12 protein-coding genes are annotated in these 18,939 nt (G+C 45.1%); 2 read left to right on the top strand and 10 right to left on the bottom strand.

Going from position 1 to position 18,939, the window contains the following annotated elements; translation table 11 throughout:
- Positions 1 to 820 precede the first annotated feature (820 nt).
- The 3 genes from egtD to JGK39_RS25850 all read right to left on the bottom strand — a co-directional run bounded on the left by egtD (position 821) and on the right by JGK39_RS25850 (position 5,038).
- A complete protein-coding gene (gene egtD, locus JGK39_RS25860; protein WP_293190722.1) occupies positions 821 to 1,810 on the bottom strand; it encodes an L-histidine N(alpha)-methyltransferase in 990 nt (329 codons plus the stop codon).
- A gap of 268 nt (positions 1,811 to 2,078) precedes the next feature.
- Positions 2,079 to 3,197: a mechanosensitive ion channel domain-containing protein gene (locus tag JGK39_RS25855; protein ID WP_293190723.1), complete on the bottom strand. Its 1,119-nt coding sequence runs from the start codon at positions 3,195 to 3,197 to the stop codon at positions 2,079 to 2,081.
- A 125-nt stretch (positions 3,198 to 3,322) separates the two neighbouring features.
- On the bottom strand, positions 3,323 to 5,038 hold the full coding sequence (locus JGK39_RS25850; protein ID WP_293297810.1) for a sulfatase-like hydrolase/transferase: 1,716 nt from the start codon (positions 5,036 to 5,038) through the stop codon (positions 3,323 to 3,325).
- Between the two features lie 755 nt (positions 5,039 to 5,793).
- Between JGK39_RS25850 and JGK39_RS25845 the strand changes: the two genes are divergently transcribed.
- The gene (locus JGK39_RS25845; RefSeq protein WP_293297807.1) at positions 5,794 to 7,938 is read left to right on the top strand and encodes a lipoxygenase family protein; all 2,145 of its coding nucleotides are present in this window, start codon (positions 5,794 to 5,796) and stop codon (positions 7,936 to 7,938) included.
- Positions 7,939 to 8,247: 309 nt separating this feature from the next.
- On the opposite strand, the gene JGK39_RS25840 is transcribed toward JGK39_RS25845, so the two are convergent.
- The 6 genes from JGK39_RS25840 to JGK39_RS25815 form a co-directional block, all read right to left on the bottom strand.
- Positions 8,248 to 9,924 (bottom strand): PatA/PatG family cyanobactin maturation protease, encoded by a 1,677-nt coding sequence (locus JGK39_RS25840; RefSeq protein WP_293297804.1) that lies wholly within the window; start codon positions 9,922 to 9,924, stop codon positions 8,248 to 8,250.
- A 106-nt stretch (positions 9,925 to 10,030) separates the two neighbouring features.
- Positions 10,031 to 10,870 (bottom strand): SAM-dependent methyltransferase, encoded by an 840-nt coding sequence (locus tag JGK39_RS25835; protein WP_293219350.1) that lies wholly within the window; start codon positions 10,868 to 10,870, stop codon positions 10,031 to 10,033.
- Between the two features lie 195 nt (positions 10,871 to 11,065).
- Entirely contained in the window at positions 11,066 to 11,266 is a 201-nt protein-coding gene (locus JGK39_RS25830) for a hypothetical protein (protein WP_293219352.1), read from the bottom strand.
- 775 nt (positions 11,267 to 12,041) lie between these two features.
- Entirely contained in the window at positions 12,042 to 13,553 is a 1,512-nt protein-coding gene (locus tag JGK39_RS25825) for a LamG-like jellyroll fold domain-containing protein (RefSeq protein ID WP_293260563.1), read from the bottom strand.
- Positions 13,554 to 13,686: 133 nt separating this feature from the next.
- Positions 13,687 to 13,902 (bottom strand): cyanobactin biosynthesis system PatB/AcyB/McaB family protein, encoded by a 216-nt coding sequence (locus JGK39_RS25820; protein ID WP_293260566.1) that lies wholly within the window; start codon positions 13,900 to 13,902, stop codon positions 13,687 to 13,689.
- 13 nt (positions 13,903 to 13,915) lie between these two features.
- A complete protein-coding gene (locus JGK39_RS25815) occupies positions 13,916 to 15,901 on the bottom strand; it encodes a PatA/PatG family cyanobactin maturation protease (protein WP_293260569.1) in 1,986 nt (661 codons plus the stop codon).
- A 334-nt stretch (positions 15,902 to 16,235) separates the two neighbouring features.
- Here JGK39_RS25815 and JGK39_RS25810 point away from each other — a divergent pair, with 334 nt between their 5' ends.
- Entirely contained in the window at positions 16,236 to 16,373 is a 138-nt protein-coding gene (locus JGK39_RS25810; protein WP_293184582.1) for a hypothetical protein, read from the top strand.
- 348 nt (positions 16,374 to 16,721) lie between these two features.
- Here the strand turns inward: JGK39_RS25810 and JGK39_RS25805 are convergent.
- The coding region (locus JGK39_RS25805) for an ATP-binding protein (RefSeq protein ID WP_293297801.1) at positions 16,722 to 18,939 on the bottom strand (2,218 nt) is incomplete at its 5' end.

Here is an 18,939-nt window from a genome sequence, read left to right as displayed (position 1 = left end):
AAAAAGCCTCAAATGATTGCAGAGCAATTATTTGAGGTTTTGAGAATTCTGAATTCTTTTGAAATTAAATCCGATCGAATATCTGCGGAATGTGGGATTTAATGCCGTTGATGAGTTGGCAACTCTGGCTAGCTAGGGATTTAGTGGTTGAGAATGTATTACCTTGGCAATCTGCTACGATTAATTTAACCCCTGGACGTGTTGCTCAATCAATGTTGTCGCTTTTAGTTGACATTGGTACTCCCGCAAAAATGCCTAAACAGAGGGGAAAATCCCCTGGTTGGGAAAAAGGAAGGGTACGGACCAAGGCACCGTGCTATCCCACTGTGAAAAAACGGGTTTCTCGACGTAAAAAGTCTTCAAGATTAGTTATTTAATCTTCTCCCTCTTGAGTTTTTGAGTAACAGCTTGCCGGATATTCAAAGGCGGCTACTTTTGGCTGCAATCATTTTTTAGTCTAAACTACAGTAATTAACTCGAACCTGACAGGAGTTACGTGCTACAGACAAGCGAAATTGCGGCTCGTACTATACCCGAAACCTAATAAAAAATGCGGTTATTCAAGCTCTGAGAAGTCGGTGTGTTAAAGCTTACTACAAATCAACCGTTTTGGGGGGCTTGTACCGATCGCTTTCTCGATCCAAATACTTTGACAGCAAGTCTTGAAACAAGAAAAGCACATCATCTACCTCGCGATTGAGAACGCACATTTTTAAATATAGTTCTAGTACGTGCTGCCGTCTGCGGTTGCGTATTTTCTAGATTAATTTGTATTGTTTGGAGAGTTGGGAACCAAACAATACCGAAGGCTCGGGGTGATTCATTTAGTGGCTTGACACAGAATTAAACCAAACCACTTTTGGGGATCTGTAAAGCTTTTTATGGTTTTCAGTCCTTTGGAGTCTAGTTCTTTTTCCACAGTGTCTAAATCAAATTTACGAGAAATTTCCGTAAGGATACTTTCGCCAGTTTTCCAGGTAACATTCAATCCAAGCTTTTCTAAATTCACTACATGACTTGTTTGGCAATGCAAGTACATTTCAATTTGGTTCTCTTGTTGATTGTAAATAGCTTGATGGGTGAATAAATTAGTATCAAAATCACCCTGAAAACGCCAGTTTAAATGGTCGAGCATATTTAAATTAAAAGCGGCAGTTATACCTTGAGAATCGTTATAAGCTGCTTCTAAAATTTGCTGGGATTTTTGCAAGTCAATGCCGAGTAAAAAGTAATCTCCCGGAGCGAGTACATCTTTAATTTGGTTCAATAAAACATCGCATTCCTGCGGCGTGAAATTACCCAGAGAACTGCCCAAGAAGAAAATCATCCGCGCAGGCAAAGATGCAGGCGTTAATTGAGCGAGGGCTTGTTCGTAAGTCCCTATCAACCCTTGAACGTGCAAAGCCGGATATTCTACTTGCAATTGAAGGGCGCTCTCTTTGAGAATGCTGGCGCTAACATCAACAGGCACGTACTTACAGGAGTAATTTCGAGATTGATAAGCATTTAGCAAAAGGCGAGTTTTTGTGGAACTGCCACTGCCTAATTCTACGAGTTCGCAATCACCTGTTATCCGTGCGATTTCACCAGCATATTGGCGCAAAATCGAGGCTTCTGTGCGAGTTGGATAATATTCGGGCAATTCGCAAATTTGTTCAAAAAGTTGAGAACCGCGACTGTCGTAAAAATATTTAGCGGGTAAAGTTTTTGGGCTTTTGGTCAATCCTTGAATGACATCTTCGCCATCATTTTTTAGAGTAGAATGGCAATCCAGAATAGTTATTAGAGTTGTTAAAGAGGCGGTTGACATTTGGCTTTCCGAGAGTGCGAGTGCGGTAAATTTAGCAGGAATCCCCGTTGTTATTAAACGGAGCGGGATATTTTTCCCTCAAATGCTTGGATGACCGATATATTTGAGGTTGAATTATCGAGAGAAAAGCAGGCAATTTAGCATTAATGAGTGGAGTCAAGTACAGATGTCTGCTAGGACTGTAACTGTACTTCACCCGATTTTCAACCGCTATCGCACGATGCGAGCAAGCAGTTACTCTAAATTGACTTCGAGCCAACATGAATGCTCAATTGTTGGTTGCTTGCAGGCTCTTTTTGTATTTTTCAGGTTCCGTTCTTAGTTCCACGTGTAGGAAATCTATTCCTTCTTTTTCGAGTAATTCTAGTATAGCTAGATTTAAGTTTTTCTCAGCATCAAAGTAGAAATTATCGTCATTGACAACTGCCATAATTTCAATAACCCGGGCATTTTTGTCAATTTGTTTGAACCGCACCGTACACGACGGAGACAAGCCTTGAATGTACTTCGGCAATTCTTCAAGCTTTTCACAAATCCGCGCCGTTTGCCCCGCCGAAATGCCGTCTATTTTGAGAGTTAAGACTAAGCCCCATTTTAATTCTTTACCCGGATTTTGCGACCAGTTTTCGACAATTCCAGAAATCATTTTGGAATTGGGCATTTTGATGATAGAACCCCACTTAGTTATATGTAGAGTTGTAGTTCTGAATCCAATATTGAGTATCTGCACGAAACCATCGACCCCGGATATCCCCACCCAGTCACCTTCTCGGTAGAGATTGTCGGAGTAAATAATCAGCGTACAAAACCAGTCATAAACAATATCCTTCAGCAGCAAACCAAAAGTGATACCGGCACCGCCCAATAGCCCCACCAATGCAGCAGCAGATTGTCCTAAAAATGCCTCGCTGATCTTGATGATAAAGACAATAATTGCTGCTGATTGAAAAATCTTGGGCATTAAAGGTCTGAGCAATTCATCGAGCTCTGTTTCGGTGTGCAGCACTAAGTTGGCTATAATCTGACCGAAAATAGAAGAGCATCGGTAAATAACATAGGCAACTATGAAAATAACTGTATAGTTGAGCAGGCTACCGATTGTTTGATTTAGTTGAGAACCTAAGTTATCTGCCAGAATTTCTTTACTCAGCCAAAATCCACCTATCAGAATCAGCCAACTTAAAGCAGGCTTGATAATTGTAATCAACTCATCATCAAGTGTTGTTTTAGTTTTGCTAGTAAAACTCTCAATAGTTTTAACAATGACTGCTACGAAAAATCGCCTTAACGTCTGTGTCAAGGTTAGAACAACGAGCACAATAGCGATTCTAGCAATCGGTATGCCAGAGTAATTGATATTCTTTAACGTATCCCAAACTGCTTCCATAGGTTAACCAACTGGTAATTGAGTTTTTCTAATTGATCGATCGAATATTGCCCAAATCAGAGAAAGGAGGGAAAACACCATCCTCTCCCTAGTTTGGCGGGACTCCTTACTTCGGCGCTCGCGCTCTAGATATCGGTGGGTTTGGTGGCGGGTGCGCCTCGGCTTAACAAGGTCTTCTGGGGAGGCCATTTGAAGGCAGTCGGCATAGTTCCCAGGCGATTCATAGCCTCTTGCAATTGCCGCTCCAATTCCCACTGCTGCTTGTTAATCTCGGGATCGCCATTACCAGCTAGGTTCTTGTCCTCGTAAGGATCTACTTCTAGGTTATAGAGTTCCCAATCCCCTTCGGCACCCTCAGCCTTCGCCTCGTCTTGTTCGTTGAAGTAGACCGAATATTTCCACTTGGAAGTCCGAATCGTTCGGACGATACTGGGGTGCAAAATCCTCTGCTTCGGTTTATCTTCTGGAGGAGGTATAACCGCTGGATTATCGTCGTATGTAAAGTGGATGGATTCCTGGACAGTGGAAGTCGGATTGTTGAGAATTGGCGACAAATCTTGCCCGTAAAAAATCGTCGGGTTGGCTGTTGCTGGAATCGCTTCCTCCGGTTTGTGCCACTCGACACCAAGCAACGAGGCGATGGTCGGAGTCAAATCGACGCTGCTGGCAAGGGATTGGGTAGTCTGTGCTGTAGGCCAGGCTACAGGATTGGAGAACACGAAGGGTATGCGAATGCTTTCTTCGTAAGCGTTAAAGAATTTCTCAACTAAACCGTGGCTCATAGCCATTTCACCGTGGTCGGCGAAGCGGATAATCAGGGTATTGTCGATCAGATTCTGCTTCGCCAGACCGTCCAGGAGTTGCTCGATTTGTCGATCGACCAAAATCTGGAGATAGGCGTAGAAGTTGACATAATCCTGCGGTCTGTGCTTGGGAGGCATCTTAGAGCCAGGTCGAGCGAAAGTCCACCAGCTCGCTGAGGCGTGGGCGCGAGGCTCTGAGTGTAAGTTATCCAAGAGGTGTTCGTTCAGATGCTGCCTGTAGTTACGTGGCAGCTCCACGATCGCCTCAGTGAGGGTACTGCTTGCATATCCAGAGCCACCCAGCCCTCTGAACGCTACGAACCCGTCGTGAGGATTGACAAAGGACGCAACCAGGCAAAACGGATCTTCAGCGTTCTCGTCCTGTCGTTCGACGAACTTCAGCATATCGGCGAGGTAACGGCTGTCGTTATCTGCCTCGCCACCGCCGAGGGTATTGTAGTCGCTGATGGTGATGCCTGCGTCCGGGTCATCCCACTCTGTGAATCCAGCTTCTATGGGGCTAGTATTAATTTCTCCAAGGTGCCATTTGCCGAGCCAAGCACGTGTTTTGTAGCCAGCCTTCCCTAGGACATGGGCGAGGTTGGGCAACTGTGTGTTCAGAGGCTCCTTCGGCTGTAGCTGACCAGTATCCGTTGTTTTGTGCTTTGCCGGATACTGGCTGGTCAAGAAAGTTGCGCGACTGGGGGCGCAGGCAGAAGCGGCGGTGAATGCCCGATCGAAACTCAAACCGTTGCTCATCAACTGCTTCAGTGCGGGGAGCCTGTAGATGAAGTCCCGCGGATAGTGCTGCAAGGCGCGCTGTTGGTCGGTAATGATAATAACGATGTTGGGCTTTTTGTACTTGGCGAAAAGATCCTCAATTGCCATTTTTGGGTATGAAGTAAATAGGTTTGGGGGAGCCGTGCAGGAGCGGCAAGAACTGAAGCCAGTTATAAGTTGTAGAGGGAAAATATCAGAAATATTTGGCCGTCTCAAGCTTTGAGTCCACCCGCTTGTCGAGTGGGTGGCCCTACACAAGGAAGAAAATCGCCATCGGTTTTTTCCTATTCGCTTTAATTACCCAGGATTTGGATTAAATCAGCCGTTTTCTGGAAAAATAGTTAGATTTGACTGGTTGTTCGCCTCAAAAGATAGATTACTTGAATTTGCGCCTAAAAAAACTTTTTAGCTAAAAAGTTTTGTTAACTTTTGTTTCCGGCTTGCAGTCATCTTTTTTCTTATTTATTTGGTGTATTAATTTATACGGCTTCAAGCACAGAACTAGGATGAGAAGTAGCTTCCAGCCTTTGCTGGCGCTATTGCTCTCTGGCGCAAGCCGTCTTGCAACCAAGCATCAATCCACAACGCTCGCGATCGACTTTCTTTCACCTGCGGGCTTGCTGATGGTGGTCTGTGAGGAGAATTCTGATGTTGCTCAGCAGGTATGCTATATTAGCTGAGTTCGTTAAACAGTGGATTTTTGGGCTTTCAACTTTAATCCCGAGCCGACAACTTGCCAGTTCTTGATTGGTAGCAGTCGCAAGCAGCTAAAAATCTGTAGCAATCCTTGCAGGAGTCGTAAATTTTTTCCGCCACCCCAACCCTCTCCTTAGCAAAAGGAGGGAGTAAGAAATTCACAAATGATTTAGGATTGCTATATCAACTGATGCAACTAATACAAAATTAAGAGTCAAACTGTTACCAACCAATACTGAAGAATCTAATCTCGATTCACCCAATCTAGTAACTTCTCGATTCACCCAATCTAGTAATATTTTTCTTTGGAGCAAAATATGTCTTTTTCCAGGCAACAAATCATTGAAACCGTATACCGTTTAGTCACTTTTTTAGCTACGGTTCCTTTGGCTCGCAGGTTGATTGTATCTGGTAAATACGAATATGACTATACAGTTTTAGCTCCTTTAGCTATGACTGAGGTGCCACTTAGTCCGATCGGCAACCTGCCTAGACTGCCTAAAGCCGATGAACTTCCCAGCCTGAAATGGGTGAGTTTAGTGTTGAGTACGCTGAGTATTTTGAACGAGGCTGAAAAGTCGGCTAATCTTCTCAAAAACTCGCTGTCAAACGAGAGTGAAATTGATTCGTTAGAGTCAATCGAGCGTGAAATAAGGGCAGCCCAGGGACAAGCAGAATTAACTAATGCTGTTTTAAAACTAGAATCAGTCTTGGAGCGAAAAGTATCCCCCAAGGTTAAAAGTAGCATTCCCTTGACAGGGGATTTTAGTGAAGTTGAAAATGTATTCGATCGAATAGATCGAGAAATACAAGCTGAACTCAGCGGAAACTTAGAAGTGAAATCTGCACGAAATCTCAAAAGCGAGCAACTCGATGAAGTTGACCGAGTTGATGAAGTTGAGGAAGTCGCTCAATTCGAGGAAGTTGAGGAAGTTGAGGAAGTCGATCGAGAATTATACAAGCACCTTCAAGGAATTGCTAGATGTTTGGGACAAGAATTAATTGACAAGCAAGCTGATTCTACGGAAATACTTGTACGCGGTACTGTCAATCCTACTCTCGAAGATTACGAAAAGTTACTCAACCCGTTAACAATCAGACCGGCAACTGTAGGAAATTTCCAACAAGATGCAGTTTTTGCTTATATGCAAGTAGCAGGGCCAAACCCTGTAATGCTCAATCAAATCCAAGAACTAGACGAGCGCCTGTTAATTACCAGCGCACAGTACGGAGAGATTCTGCATCAAGATAATCTAGAAGCAGCACTGCAATCCGGGCGACTTTATCTAGCAGATTATTCCAAGCTCGATAGTTTAGTCAATAGCGATATTGGTGGGTTGCCAAAGTATATGTATGCTCCAATCGCATTATTTGCAGTACCGCCCGAACAATATCAAGATCGAAATTTACGGCCAATAGCAATTCGCTGCCAGCCAGTTCCGGGGGATAACAATCCTATATTTACGCCCCTAGATGGCGACAACTGGATGACAGCTAAAACCGTCGTGCAAATGGCAGATAGCAATTACCACGAGCTGATATCTCACCTAGCTCAGACTCACTTATTTATTGAGCCTTTTGTTCTGGCAACTAATCGCTGCTTTACCGATAATAGTCATCCTGTAATGGTTTTGTTGAAACCTCACTTGCAAGGTACTATCTTGATTAATTACGGCGCACATAAGAATTTATTAGCACCAGAAGGGCCTATAGACTTCTTATTGAGTGCCACTATAGGCAGTAACGGCCAACTCGCTATTAAAGAAGCGATGAGCCACTTAGCTAACTTTAATGAAGTTGCCTTCCCCCGAACTTTAGAAAAACGCGGTGTCAATAATTCCCAGCAATTACCGATTTATCCTTATCGAGATGACGGACAACTAATTTGGGATGCCATTCATCAGTGGGTGGGCGAATACCTGCGCCTGAACTATTCTAGCGATAAGTCGGTAGTTGCCGATCGACAACTGCAAAATTGGGCTGGTGAATTGTTTGCTAAAGGACACTGCTATATTGGCGAAAATGCTGACGGTCGGATTGCAAGCTTAGATTATTTAGTAGAGGCCATCTCTACGGTTATCTTTGCAGCTAGTGCCCAACACGCTGCTGTTAACTTTCCGCAAAGCGGCTTGATGACCTACGCACCAGCATTTCCTTTGGGTTGCTATTCTCCAGCACCTACCAACTCCGCACAGCAGCAAAATTTCATGGGTTCGCTACCGCCACTAGAGCGAGCATTACTCCAAATAGAAGTGCTTTATTTGTTGGGTTCAGTTTACTATACGAACCTCCTCGATTACCCTGGTTCATCTTTTGTCGAGCCACAATTGAAAATAGCCTTCGACAAATTCAAGGTAAACCTGAATGACATCGAAGCAAAAATTCTCGAAGCAGATGCCCAAAGGCTTGTGTCTTATCGATTTTTGCAGCCTTCAAAAATCCCTCTCAGCATCAATATTTAAGTAATACAAAGCTTGAGTAGTGATGCTATTTGATGCGGTGCAACTGATAAATAGGGTAGCGAGCGGTTGCCAAATTTATCAGTTGCACTACCCGGGAAAGGCATATCGTATCTCTTGCTTCTAAAAATGCTGCTTTGAAAAGAGTTGCTGTTTTATGTTCCTAGAGTTTTTTTTCTCGATTATGCGATCGCATTGTCGCTTGGTCAGGTACTTGTCTTTGCCTTCATCGCAGAAGTTTATTATTGGATGAAAAGACCTGACGAGGTGACAACGCCTTCTTACCTTGATGGTAAAATCCCAACTACCGAACTAACTTGGAACAGACCACGATCGCACTTCGCCCAATGTCACAGGCATGGGGTCTCTCACATCAATTGTAAAGCGGAAAACTTTCTTAGCCCGGCGGCTATTTTCTGGGTCAAAAAACTTTAACTTCACATCCCAGCAATCACTATCAAGTCGGCAAAACGGGCTTTTTTCTACTTCGATACTGTCCAGTTCCATCCCTCTGGCAACCGCATCAGCAAACGTAGAAGCAGCTTGAAAAGCATTAGTTGCTGCAAAATTGAGGGCGCGATCGTGGGCCGTTTGCCCCAAATTTCGCAAGTCAAAATAGATGCGGTGCAGGAAACTCGCTAAAGAACGCCGGATTGCTTCCTCGCTGGTACTACTGTCAGAATCGCGCACCGTTTCTAAAGCTGCGGCGATCAGGCTATTCACTCGCCAGCCATACATTCCTCGGATGTTTTGAACAGAAATTACTGGTACTATTTGCCCTGAAAATAGCTCGACCGTGCGATCAGTCAATCTCCCCGGTATACTCACCCGCTCAATAAAATCTTCGCTATCTTCGGCAAACACCTGTCCGGCTAACATTAACTGGAGAGTTTCATACACATCCGCCCCAAAAGGTCCTTTCGGTTCAATGGCATAAACTGGCGTTAATTCCAGATTCAGCGTCCAAATTAAAGCTTTCCCTTCCGAGGGGTTTTGTTCCAGATAATCAACCATCTGGCGTGCGTCGTAGGGATTAGCCGGGACTGCGATGCCCTCAATTTCATAGGCCGGCATCAGTTGTTTGAATGTATCGCGCCGCGCTTCGCTGCCAAAGTCGTAGCCGAGGGTTCCTAAAGCATAAACTATGTTTGATGGAATGCTGGCGGTGACGGTGCCGACAGCTTGGCTGGGGGTGACGGCTTTGGAATCGTAGTTAGGCATGGCAGGTGATTCTGAACTCGATCCACTAATGTTTCGGGTGGTGATTGGAACAACGAAGGGTTTCTGAGCCTTGATGTCACCGCAGAATGCCGGAAAGTCAGCTAACGGAGCACTGATTAAAACGTCACTCAAATCCCGCACTTTGATATCCTGAAAACCAGCTAACTGAATTGCTTCACTGACTTCGCTCATGCACGGAACATTATGAAGTTGAGCCTGTTTGAATTTTGCAAGTTTCTGCTGCTCTTGCTCTGACAAGGGATGTTCGTGGCGGAATAAATCTTTGATGTAAAGAGTTCCCTGAGGTCGCAGCACGCGGTAGGCTTCTGCCAGAACCCGTCTGAGTTCGTCGGAGAATCCGATGGTTTCAAAGAACACTACAACGTCAAAAATACCACTGTCAAAGGACAAGTCGTGAAAGTCTGCCACCTGAAGGCGAATGCGATCGGAAAGTCCTGCTTCCCGCACAAGTTTCTGACCTATGTTAACTTGCTCTTCTGATAAGTTAATTCCTTCAATCGTCACATCTTCGATGCTCTGAGCAATAACAATGCTGGGCCCACCCGTACCGCAACCTGCATCGAGGACATAATTTCCGGGTTGAATGCCAGCTTGAGCAGCTAAATAAAGAGTAGTGCCGTGAAAAGGATCGGTATCGGAACTTGTCACTCGGAGCAAGCAGCCTTGGTTTGTTGGAGACTGCCCGACGAGATTGTAGAAATCGCGAATTTGTTGCAAATCTTGGGAATTGTCAATGAGGTCAGGCATGAGCAAAAGCCAACAGTAAATATAAACTCGGTGGAGGTGCTTGGGCCGAATGCCAGCGGAGTTTGCTAGGAATTCAAATTTTTATTTCAAATCAGTCGCGAGCATTCTAGCCGATTGCCCGAAGTTGCTTCTCCTTAAATTCTCTGCTTTTCATAATGTGTTCTTCAATACCCAGACGTTTTACACGTTCCAGATCGGGTTCAGACCACTTGGGATCGGGGATAATTACTAAAGTTGACATCGCGGTCAATACAGATTCTCCTAATTTGGCAATCGCCACACGCTCTATCCGAGGTACAAAGATTGCCATTGTCGCAGCTTCATAGACCACCGCTGTATGATCGGCAGGATATGATTCTAGAAGAGTTTCCACTAATAGAGCTAGCCCTCTTTGTTGATCGGCATAAACTTTGCCCTGATAATCTGCCTGTGCAATTGCTCCTACTTGCCACAGCACTAGAGTGCTTCGCCGATCGAAGATTCGCCGATAGGCTAGAAAATCAGTTGCTTCATAGCTCTGACAGCCATATACTCCGGGGTCAATTCCTAAGTCAGCAAAAATGCAATCTTCAGCGGATATACCAGGCAGCATTAACGCTTCAAAACCCTCGTTACGAGCCTGACGAATTGAGATATGAGGGGGGCTGGCAAAAACCCCAGGGTGTCCGTAGAAGATAGCGCACACCTGGAAACCTTCCCGCACGGCTGTGATAATTCTTTCCACCATCTGCGCGTAGGTCTCATATCTGGGTTTACCCTTTCCATAGAGATCGCTCAATGTTTCAGCATTGGGATTGAGGGATTTAATTTGATAAACACTGATAGGATTCCCATCAGCATAGAATACTTTGTCAGCATTCTTAATAGCCGATTGCGCTTCAGTGGTGAGATGACCGCCTGCTTTAATGCCGGTGCCAACCACCAGCAGAGACCCTTTTTTTGTCATTGTGCAACTTGCCTTTTATTTCCTAATAATAAACTAACCACTTTACCAAGCTCCATAATAAAAATAGCACTTGATAAACTTTGTCAATTTTACTGACCTGCGATTGCGACAATATCTCAACCACTAGACATCTGGCAAAGTTAGCTTTTTGCCTAGATCTAGCAAGTGTTCTAGCATCTTTTAAGGAGATGTCTACTAGCTTAGTAGGGGTATACCTTGCGTTGGCTCGCTTCCTGCTATTGCCAAACCAATTCGCCTCATATCGCCACTCTTGAGAGCTTCTCGATCTTCCTCGGAAAGACCTGCTTCTTCCATAACTGCATCTGCGTTTTCTTTGGCAGCCAGAAACTTGTAGGGATTCTCGCCGAGGTAGATAATAAATTCTTTGAGATTCATAACACGAATTCCTGATTAACTAGAAACCAGCCAGTCACTTTTATGAAATAAATAAGCTACTGGCTGGTTTGGTATCTTTAGCTTCCTACTGACATAAAACAGATTTCATCCTCATAACATCTTTTGGAAATAATAATGTCATGAAAGATCTTAAAATCAGCTCGTTCATCAGCAGAAACGCTAGTAAAATATCAGGTTTAGAAGAAGACCAGCAGCATGAAAGATCCTTCTACCCCACCATAAACACTAAGCCCGCCAGAGGGTTGAGAGCCAATAATGCCAGTACCCGATGCGGGACGGTCCACAGGAGCAGATACTTGCGGTCTCAAGTTTTTCTTTTTGCTGTTCATGTTGTTACTCCTTAAGAGAGTCGTATTTGGTGTTTTTTTGCTCGCTTTTAGAGAGCTCATAACTTTTCTGCTGTTGGGCTGAAAAGTTATTTTTTTACCTGAAATCCATCATAAACAAAAACAGAATAAAAGTCAAGAGATTTTTGGATGTTTTTTGCCCGATTATTGTCAGAAAGATGAGCAAATTTACGGCAATTTAAGATGGTTTAGTCGATCAATTTTCAACTAAACTATCAGCAACGATCGAGACTTACACACAAATGTAAAATCTCGATTTTGGATGTGCTGGGCATCCATTAATATGTTTCAATCTCTAGAAAAAATAGGAAATTTTAAAAAAATATTTCCTAATTTTTATTCAATGGCTCCCACAACGGTGTAGCACTTGCTAAATTGAAGTTTCAATTAAAGACCCCTATTACTGCTTATGACCAAATTCGTCCCCGGCGGAAAGGCACCCTCGGCTTATCTGCTTGCCCCTCAGACAATTTCTTCCACCAATAACCGTAGTCTTCCAAACCCGTCGAATTTAACAAACGCTCTTTCGCATCTGGCGCATCAATAATCGGCATCAACGACTGACCCCAAACTGCGTCCCCAAAAATCTTGCCATTTTGAGGTTTTTTCGCCTTCTCTCGCGCCAAAGTCCCCGACCCTTCCGAAAGAGGCCAATACCCCACTAACCCCGCTTCATCCCCCTTTAAACGGTGAACTAACTTCGATTGAATTTCCTTAGCCGTGCGGACTTTATTCCACAGACGAACCTCGGCAATTTTCCCATTAAATAAATAATCTCCGTAACCCGGTTGCTCGGTGTTCCCCGCACCAATACGGAAGGGACGTTTAATATTTGTTTTAAACTTGACATTCTCTTTTTTGCTCACTTCCAGTCCGTTGACATAGAAATAAGCTGTATCAGATTTTCCATCGTACACCCCCGTCAAATGTACCCAAGTATTAATCTCAATATCCTGCCCACTCAGAACAATCCAACTCACTCCCACCTCGCCACTACCCAGCCAAAACTCCCATTTCAGATCGGGAGTCGCATAGAACAAATAGCCCTTGCAACCATCCACATCCGACCCATCCCGCGACGTTAATACTGAGCGGTATCCGTCGCCCCCAATAAACATCACCCACACCTCAACCGTGAACGTAGCGGGATTGATTTCCTTGGCATAATCAATATCAATTTTGTCATCAATGCCGTCAAAATTCAGCACTGTCTGCAAGCGTTCTTGTCGAGCATTTGCATTGGTCATAGTCACCATCTCCTGTGTTTCAATTACTTCAGCGAGGACGGGAACTTCAGAGAACTCCCAAGTTGCCTCGTGAACGCTCCCGTGATTAGCATTTTGAGTCTTGTCGCAAACTGTATTGCCCGTACCTTCATTTAAAGGCCAATAGCCTGCTAGTCCCGGTTCATTCCCTGTCAAAGAGCGGGACATATCAGCTTGAAGTTCTGCCTGAATGCGGCACTTATTCCAGATGCGGATTTCTGAAAGTTGACCCATCAAACATTCTGAACCTTTAGGATTTTTCCGGCCAATTTCCCAACTAACGCTGTTTGATTTCCCCCGTCGACTGCCGGCTAAAGTCTGCACGAGTTCACCATTGACATAAAAGTACAGCAAGCTGTTAGCTTCAAATACCAGCGCTAGATGAAACCAAGTGCTTGCTACAAGCTTAGCTGAGGTAGTGTTGTAATTTTTCCTCTTATAAACCGTGAACCGGATCTGGCTGTTAAATAAACCAAAACCCCAAGCAGGATGCTCCGAAAATATCCTTTGCACCCCCTTATTTGTTTTAGTTTTTACCCAAGCTTCTACCGTAAAGTTGTTGCCTAGATCGCAGGAAATATGGGGGAGCGCAACATAACTTTTTATCCCGTCAAAGGTCAGAACTGGTCGGCTATTTTTCAGGAGATTAGTCATCACTTTGATTCCTGCTGGCTTCAGAGTTTAGATATGAATTGGATAGGAAAACTAAGTTTTCAATTTCATATCTAAACTTTTTACTTTAAAAATCCGCCGTTATTTTTGGCGAAAAAGAGGAGAAAAGTGGTTTTTATCGCCTGCCGCCCCAGCAGCCACAGCTAGAACTTTTAGGCTGTTGATAGCTCCGGTAAGCAAACACCGCCGGGTCATTGTAATTTGCCCCGTGCATCAAATTGATGCGGATATTTACCAAATCTTCTGACAAACCGTTCACCACATCAACAGAGCGGTGAGGGTGAATTAATTCCGGTCTTTTCACAGGAGCCGATAATTTAGGTAGCTTCATATTACCTCGAAAATTAGTAAGGTGTAGACCAAGAACGCACCTCGCCCAGTGTCACGGGGATGATATCGCTGACATCAATGGTAAAGCGGTAAACTTTCTTAGCGCGACGGCTATTTTCTGGATCGAAAAACTTTAATTTCACATCCCAGCAATCACTATCCAGCCGACAGAACGGGCTTTTTTCTACAGTAATACTGTCGAGTTCCATTCCTGTCGCCACAGCAGTCGCGAAGGTAGAAGCGGCTTGGAAAGCGTTGGTAGCGGCAAAATTCAAGGCGCGGTCTTGGGATGTGGTTCCCAAATTCCGCAAGTCGTAGTAAATGCGGTTGAGGAAACTGCCCAGGGTGCGGCGCATCGTCTCTTCTGTCGCTTCTGTCGCTTCTGTGCGGACTGTTTCTAAAGCAGCGCTGACGAGGGTATTAACTTTCCAACTGTACATTCCTCGCGTGTTGTGCGGTTCGATGATCGGCACTATTTGCCCGGAGAATAATTTAACCGTTCTGCCGGTCAGCACTCCCGGAATGCTGACTCGTTCCACATAGCCTTCGCTGTCTTCCGCCTCTACTTGACCTGCCAAAAATTCTTGCAACAGGCCGTACACGTCGCGACCAAACGACCCCACTGGCTCAATGGCGTAAACGGGAGTTAATTCGAGGTTTAGGGTCCAAATTAAAGCCTTCGCCTCTGAGGGGTTTTGTTCTAGGTAGTCAGCCATCTGGCGGGCATCGTAGGGGTTTGCCGGCACAGCGGTAGTGTCAATTTCATAGGCGGGCATCAGTTGTTTAAACGAGTCGCGCCTCGCCTCGCTGCCGAAGTCATAGCCAAGAATTCCCAAAGCGTAGGCAAGCTGGACATCTTCGAGGTCGCTAGGTGCTTGGCTGGCGGCGATGCCAGTGGGTCGGTTGTTGCTCATAAAAGAATTGTTTGGGCTGCTAAATGAACGAATTTGGGTGGAATTTAGTAGGGCTTCGGGGGCGGGTGGCAGAGATTCTGAAGAAAGTGCCACAGTTTGTAAACTTTCTAGCAGTTGCTCTTGGGGTTGTGCGGTTTCTTCTAAAACTGCTTGAGTTATTTGCTCGCAACCGCAGCCAGCAGCCTCGACGGCTTCTAATTGCTCTGACATTTTTCCTCCTTGTATTAAATAACTTGCACCCAAAATATTGAGCTTGCCAACCAGACAGCGTTCTGAACTTTCTGTATCGGCGTCGCAGGGTAAGGCGCTTGTTAAAATAGCCTCGCGCACTTTGCTCGGATCGGGCTTTTGTCCCTGCTGAAGTTGCAGGCTTAGTAACAAAGCAGCCACGCCTGAAATAATCGGGCTGGCAAAGCTGGTGCCACTAAGTCGGCTAGTGCCTCCTCCGGGCTTTGCTCCTGGGATGTTTTCTCCTGGGGCTAAAATACCTTGATTGTTGTAGGTTTCCCCCCAGTTGCTAAAATTTAGAGGCCGACCTAGCTCGTCCATTGCTCCGACTGCCAAGACTGCCGGAAGTGCCGCAGGGACGTGCAGGCAATTGCAACCGTCGTTCCCAGCCGCAGCCACAATTAAAACGTTGTTGTCGTTGCATAGTTGCACGGCACTTTCCAGCCAGCCTTCAGCTTCGCCTATTTCGGTCAGTTGACCGCCGCTGATGTTGATAATGTGAGCGCCAGCATTGACAGCAGTTTCAATCGCACGAGCTATGTCTAGCTGAGATACCCTAGAGCGGTTGTCGGAAAAGATGGGAACTATCAATCCCCGACACTTAGGAGCAATTCCCGGTATCTCTGAACCGTGCTGCCCGAAGATTATGCTGGCAACGTGGGTGCCGTGCAAAGACATAGCACCGGTGATACAGACTTCTTCTTGCACCAATGTGGGCAGCCGTTTCAGGTCAGATCCGGCAAAACAAGCGTGATCCCGGTCTACTAAGCCATCTAATACAGCTACACAAATTTGAGAATCACCAGAGGTTTTTTCCCAAAGGCTTTGAATTCCTGGGATTTGGGTTGTATCGGCCATTTAATCTCAAAATAGTTAGTTATGGCTGGTTTTAGACCCCAACAGATATATTACTTGAATTTGCGCTAAAAAAAACCTTTTATCTTTAAATTTTTATTAATTTTTATTTCCTGTTACACGTATCTTTTTTTAAAAAATTTAGGGTATTAATTTATACTTGTTGGCTCGGGTAAGTAGCAGACTGCGATCGTCGATCGCGGAAAGTTCGCGTCCCGCGAAAGCTCTTTGACGGACATATCAACGGTAAACCCGACCGTCGCTTTTTTATCGGGTACTTGAAGTCAGTGAGTCAGGCTGCTTTCGGTGAATTGAACGGGGAGGGGTTCTGCTACGGGTGTTTCGGGTGATGGTGGTGTTGGTGCTGGCAATACAGCTTCGGGCGTTGGCGGTACTAGCGATCGTGTTGATGCTGATGTTGGTGCAGCTTCCCGATCGCCAAAGACAAACTCTTTCCCCGAATATGAAGCGCTGACCGCCCAAGTCCCACTCGCGATCGCTGCTTGACCCGACTAACGCTCTTTCATCACTCTAAGAAAGGAAAAATCTGACCATAATTTGATAATGCTAATCTGGTATGGTTTTGTGGAGCGATTTTCTAACACCTTGCTGGCGTTGGGAGCATTTGGCAAGAGATCCTTTGCTGTCGTGTCTTCGAGAATTTACTCTCATGAAAGTGACGAAAGAGCGCTAATACCATTTTTTTAAAGTTATGACAGACTTTAGCAAACAGGGAAAGTGTATAAATTACAATGTCTTGTCGTGTTCGATCTCTATCGGATCTTTAGGAAAATGGTATGAGGTACGGGTTCTAAACAGGGAGTTAACTTTGAGAACTGTCTTGGGATTGGGCGATCGTACAATCGGCCGAAATGCACTTCTGAGTCAAATCACTGATAATATCTAAGCTCATATTGTCAACTAATTTAGTTAGAGCCGCAGCAATTTGCTTCTCGGACAGCGGAACTCGCTCAATCAACAGCCTTACCGCTTGCTCGTCTCCACAAGCGGCTGCTTTATAAAGCTTTTCAATCAACTCCCTCGGCAAGACAGACAGCGACTCAGGAGTCAGTTGCTGGGCAGGCTCATCCTGCCCGGACTTCCTCGGCGACTCCTCTTCTAAGATATAGCGAACACCCAAAGGTCGCGCCATCTTCTCAAAAATTACTGTTTCTCGGAACGGCTTGGCAACAAAGTCATCGAAGCCGTTCGACATGGCGAGTTCCTGGGTTTTAACAAAAGCATTAGCGCTCAAAGCAATAATCTTAGTGTTAGAACCGTTAGGCAGAGCTCGAATTTTTTTAGCAGCTTGAAAACCGTCTAAAACAGGCATCCTCAAATCCATCCAAATTAAATGCGGCTTGTACTTTCGCCACAACTTAACAGCCTCAATTCCGTTATCCGCAAACCGCACAACAAAACCAGCCGACTTCAATATCTGAGTTAGCAGCAACCGATTTGCCGACTCATCGTCCGCTACCAGAATGCGATATATTTGTTGGTTGGATGCCAGCGCCTTCACTCGTTTTTGCGGCAGTCTGTCATAAACTTCGCTCTGTGTGGCATGACTGACTTTAACGTAAAAACTAAAAACCGTTCCTTTCCCCACAGAACTTTTGACCTTAATCTCACCACCCATCAGCTTCACAAAAGAGTTACTGATTGGCAATCCCAAACCCGTTCCCGTTTGCGATTTCCTGCCAGCATCCGCTTGCACGAACGGCTTGAACAAACGGCTAACCTCGTCAGGCGCAATGCCTGGGCCTGTATCCTTCACAGAGAATTGGAGAAAAAATTTGGATAGCGGTTTTTTTGCCAGCAACGGTCGGCATTTTACAGTCAGCTTCACCCTACCCGCCTCAGCAAATTTAACAGCATTATCCAACAGATTAATCAAAACTTGGCGCAGCTTGCTTTCATCAGTTCGGACGTATTGCGGTACATCTGAACTGCGTTCAAAAACAAGTTGCAACCCCGACGATTGAGTTTTGAGTTGGAACATCCCTTCTATGTCATTGAGCAAACTGTACAGGTCAAAAGCATTTGATTCGAGGGTAATTTGACCAGCTTCAATCTTAGACAGCGACAAAATATCGTTGATTAGTTTCAACAAATGCTCGCCACTGCGATTGATAATATCTAAACTCGACTGCTGTTCCGGTGCAGTTTTTTTAGAGTGCACAAGGAGGTGAGCAAAACCGATAATCGCATTCAGAGGCGTTCTCAATTCGTGGCTCATATTGGCTAGAAAGGTACTTTTAGCGCGATTGGCACTTTCGGCTGCAATTTTAGCTTGCTTTAGTTCCTTCGTTTTCTGTGCAACTTGCCGCTTTAAATCGCCAGAATATTCTTCTAGCCGCTTGCGAGATGCTTTTAACTGGGAATTCATGCGCTTGAAAGCACAAGCTAGGGCTTCGAGTTCGGCAACGCCGCTACCTGAAACTGTTGAGTCGAAGTCGCCGCCAGCTATCGCCTCTGTTGCCGAAATTAACCGCAGCAGCCGCTGTTCTATTCTTAGGGAAATGGACAGCAAAAGGCAGATAGAAAGAACCAAAGCCAGCAGCACGAGCAAAATAGTGTTGCGAGTATTGGCCTGAACTTTTTCCGTGAAGTCGGTTTCGGGTACAACTGCCACAATCAGCCAATTTAAGCCATTGGAGCTTTCAAAAGGTCTGACTTGCAGTAAGTATAGTGAGTTGCTGGCAGTAAAGTTAAGATTTTGGCTGCTGTTAATAGCAGCGAGGCTGCCATAATGTTTAAGCAAATACTCTGTTGAAAGCTGGATTACTTTTTGTTGCAGAGCTTGGGTGCGAACTCGCGGATGGGAGTCAACAGAAATAGACGGTTTTGGTTCAGTTACCTCGTTCCGAGCAACTAAATGTCCCGAACGGTCTAAGATAAAGGCTTGACAGTTAGGGCTAATGTGGAAATCGTGCAAGTTGAATCCCACATTCCGCAGATGTGGGTCGGTTTTTTTATCAGTTGTGAAAACTTGGAATCCAAACGCTTTTGGGCTGAAATTATGCAGTATTAGCGTCACA

The sequence above is a fragment of the Microcoleus sp. PH2017_12_PCY_D_A genome (genome assembly GCF_020738565.1).
In the GTDB taxonomy this organism is placed as follows: Bacteria; Cyanobacteriota; Cyanobacteriia; order Cyanobacteriales; family Microcoleaceae; genus Microcoleus.
This window is presented reverse-complemented; position numbering and strand designations above follow the sequence as displayed.

Bases quoted from the DNA above. Each gene is read 5' to 3' on its own strand.
- JGK39_RS25855 (WP_293190723.1), bottom strand. From the start codon at position 3,197: ATGGAAGCAGTTTGGGATACGTTAAAGAATATCAATTACTCTGGCATA.
- JGK39_RS25840 (WP_293297804.1), bottom strand. From the start codon at position 9,924: ATGCCTGACCTCATTGACAATTCCCAAGATTTGCAACAAATTCGCGAT.
- JGK39_RS25820 (WP_293260566.1), bottom strand. From the start codon at position 13,902: ATGAAGCTACCTAAATTATCGGCTCCTGTGAAAAGACCGGAATTAATT.
- JGK39_RS25825 (WP_293260563.1), bottom strand. From the start codon at position 13,553: ATGACTAATCTCCTGAAAAATAGCCGACCAGTTCTGACCTTTGACGGG.
- JGK39_RS25835 (WP_293219350.1), bottom strand. From the start codon at position 10,870: ATGACAAAAAAAGGGTCTCTGCTGGTGGTTGGCACCGGCATTAAAGCA.
- egtD (WP_293190722.1), bottom strand. From the start codon at position 1,810: ATGTCAACCGCCTCTTTAACAACTCTAATAACTATTCTGGATTGCCAT.
- JGK39_RS25815 (WP_293260569.1), bottom strand. From the start codon at position 15,901: ATGGCCGATACAACCCAAATCCCAGGAATTCAAAGCCTTTGGGAAAAA.
- JGK39_RS25830 (WP_293219352.1), bottom strand. From the start codon at position 11,266: ATGAATCTCAAAGAATTTATTATCTACCTCGGCGAGAATCCCTACAAG.
- JGK39_RS25845 (WP_293297807.1), top strand. From the start codon at position 5,794: ATGTCTTTTTCCAGGCAACAAATCATTGAAACCGTATACCGTTTAGTC.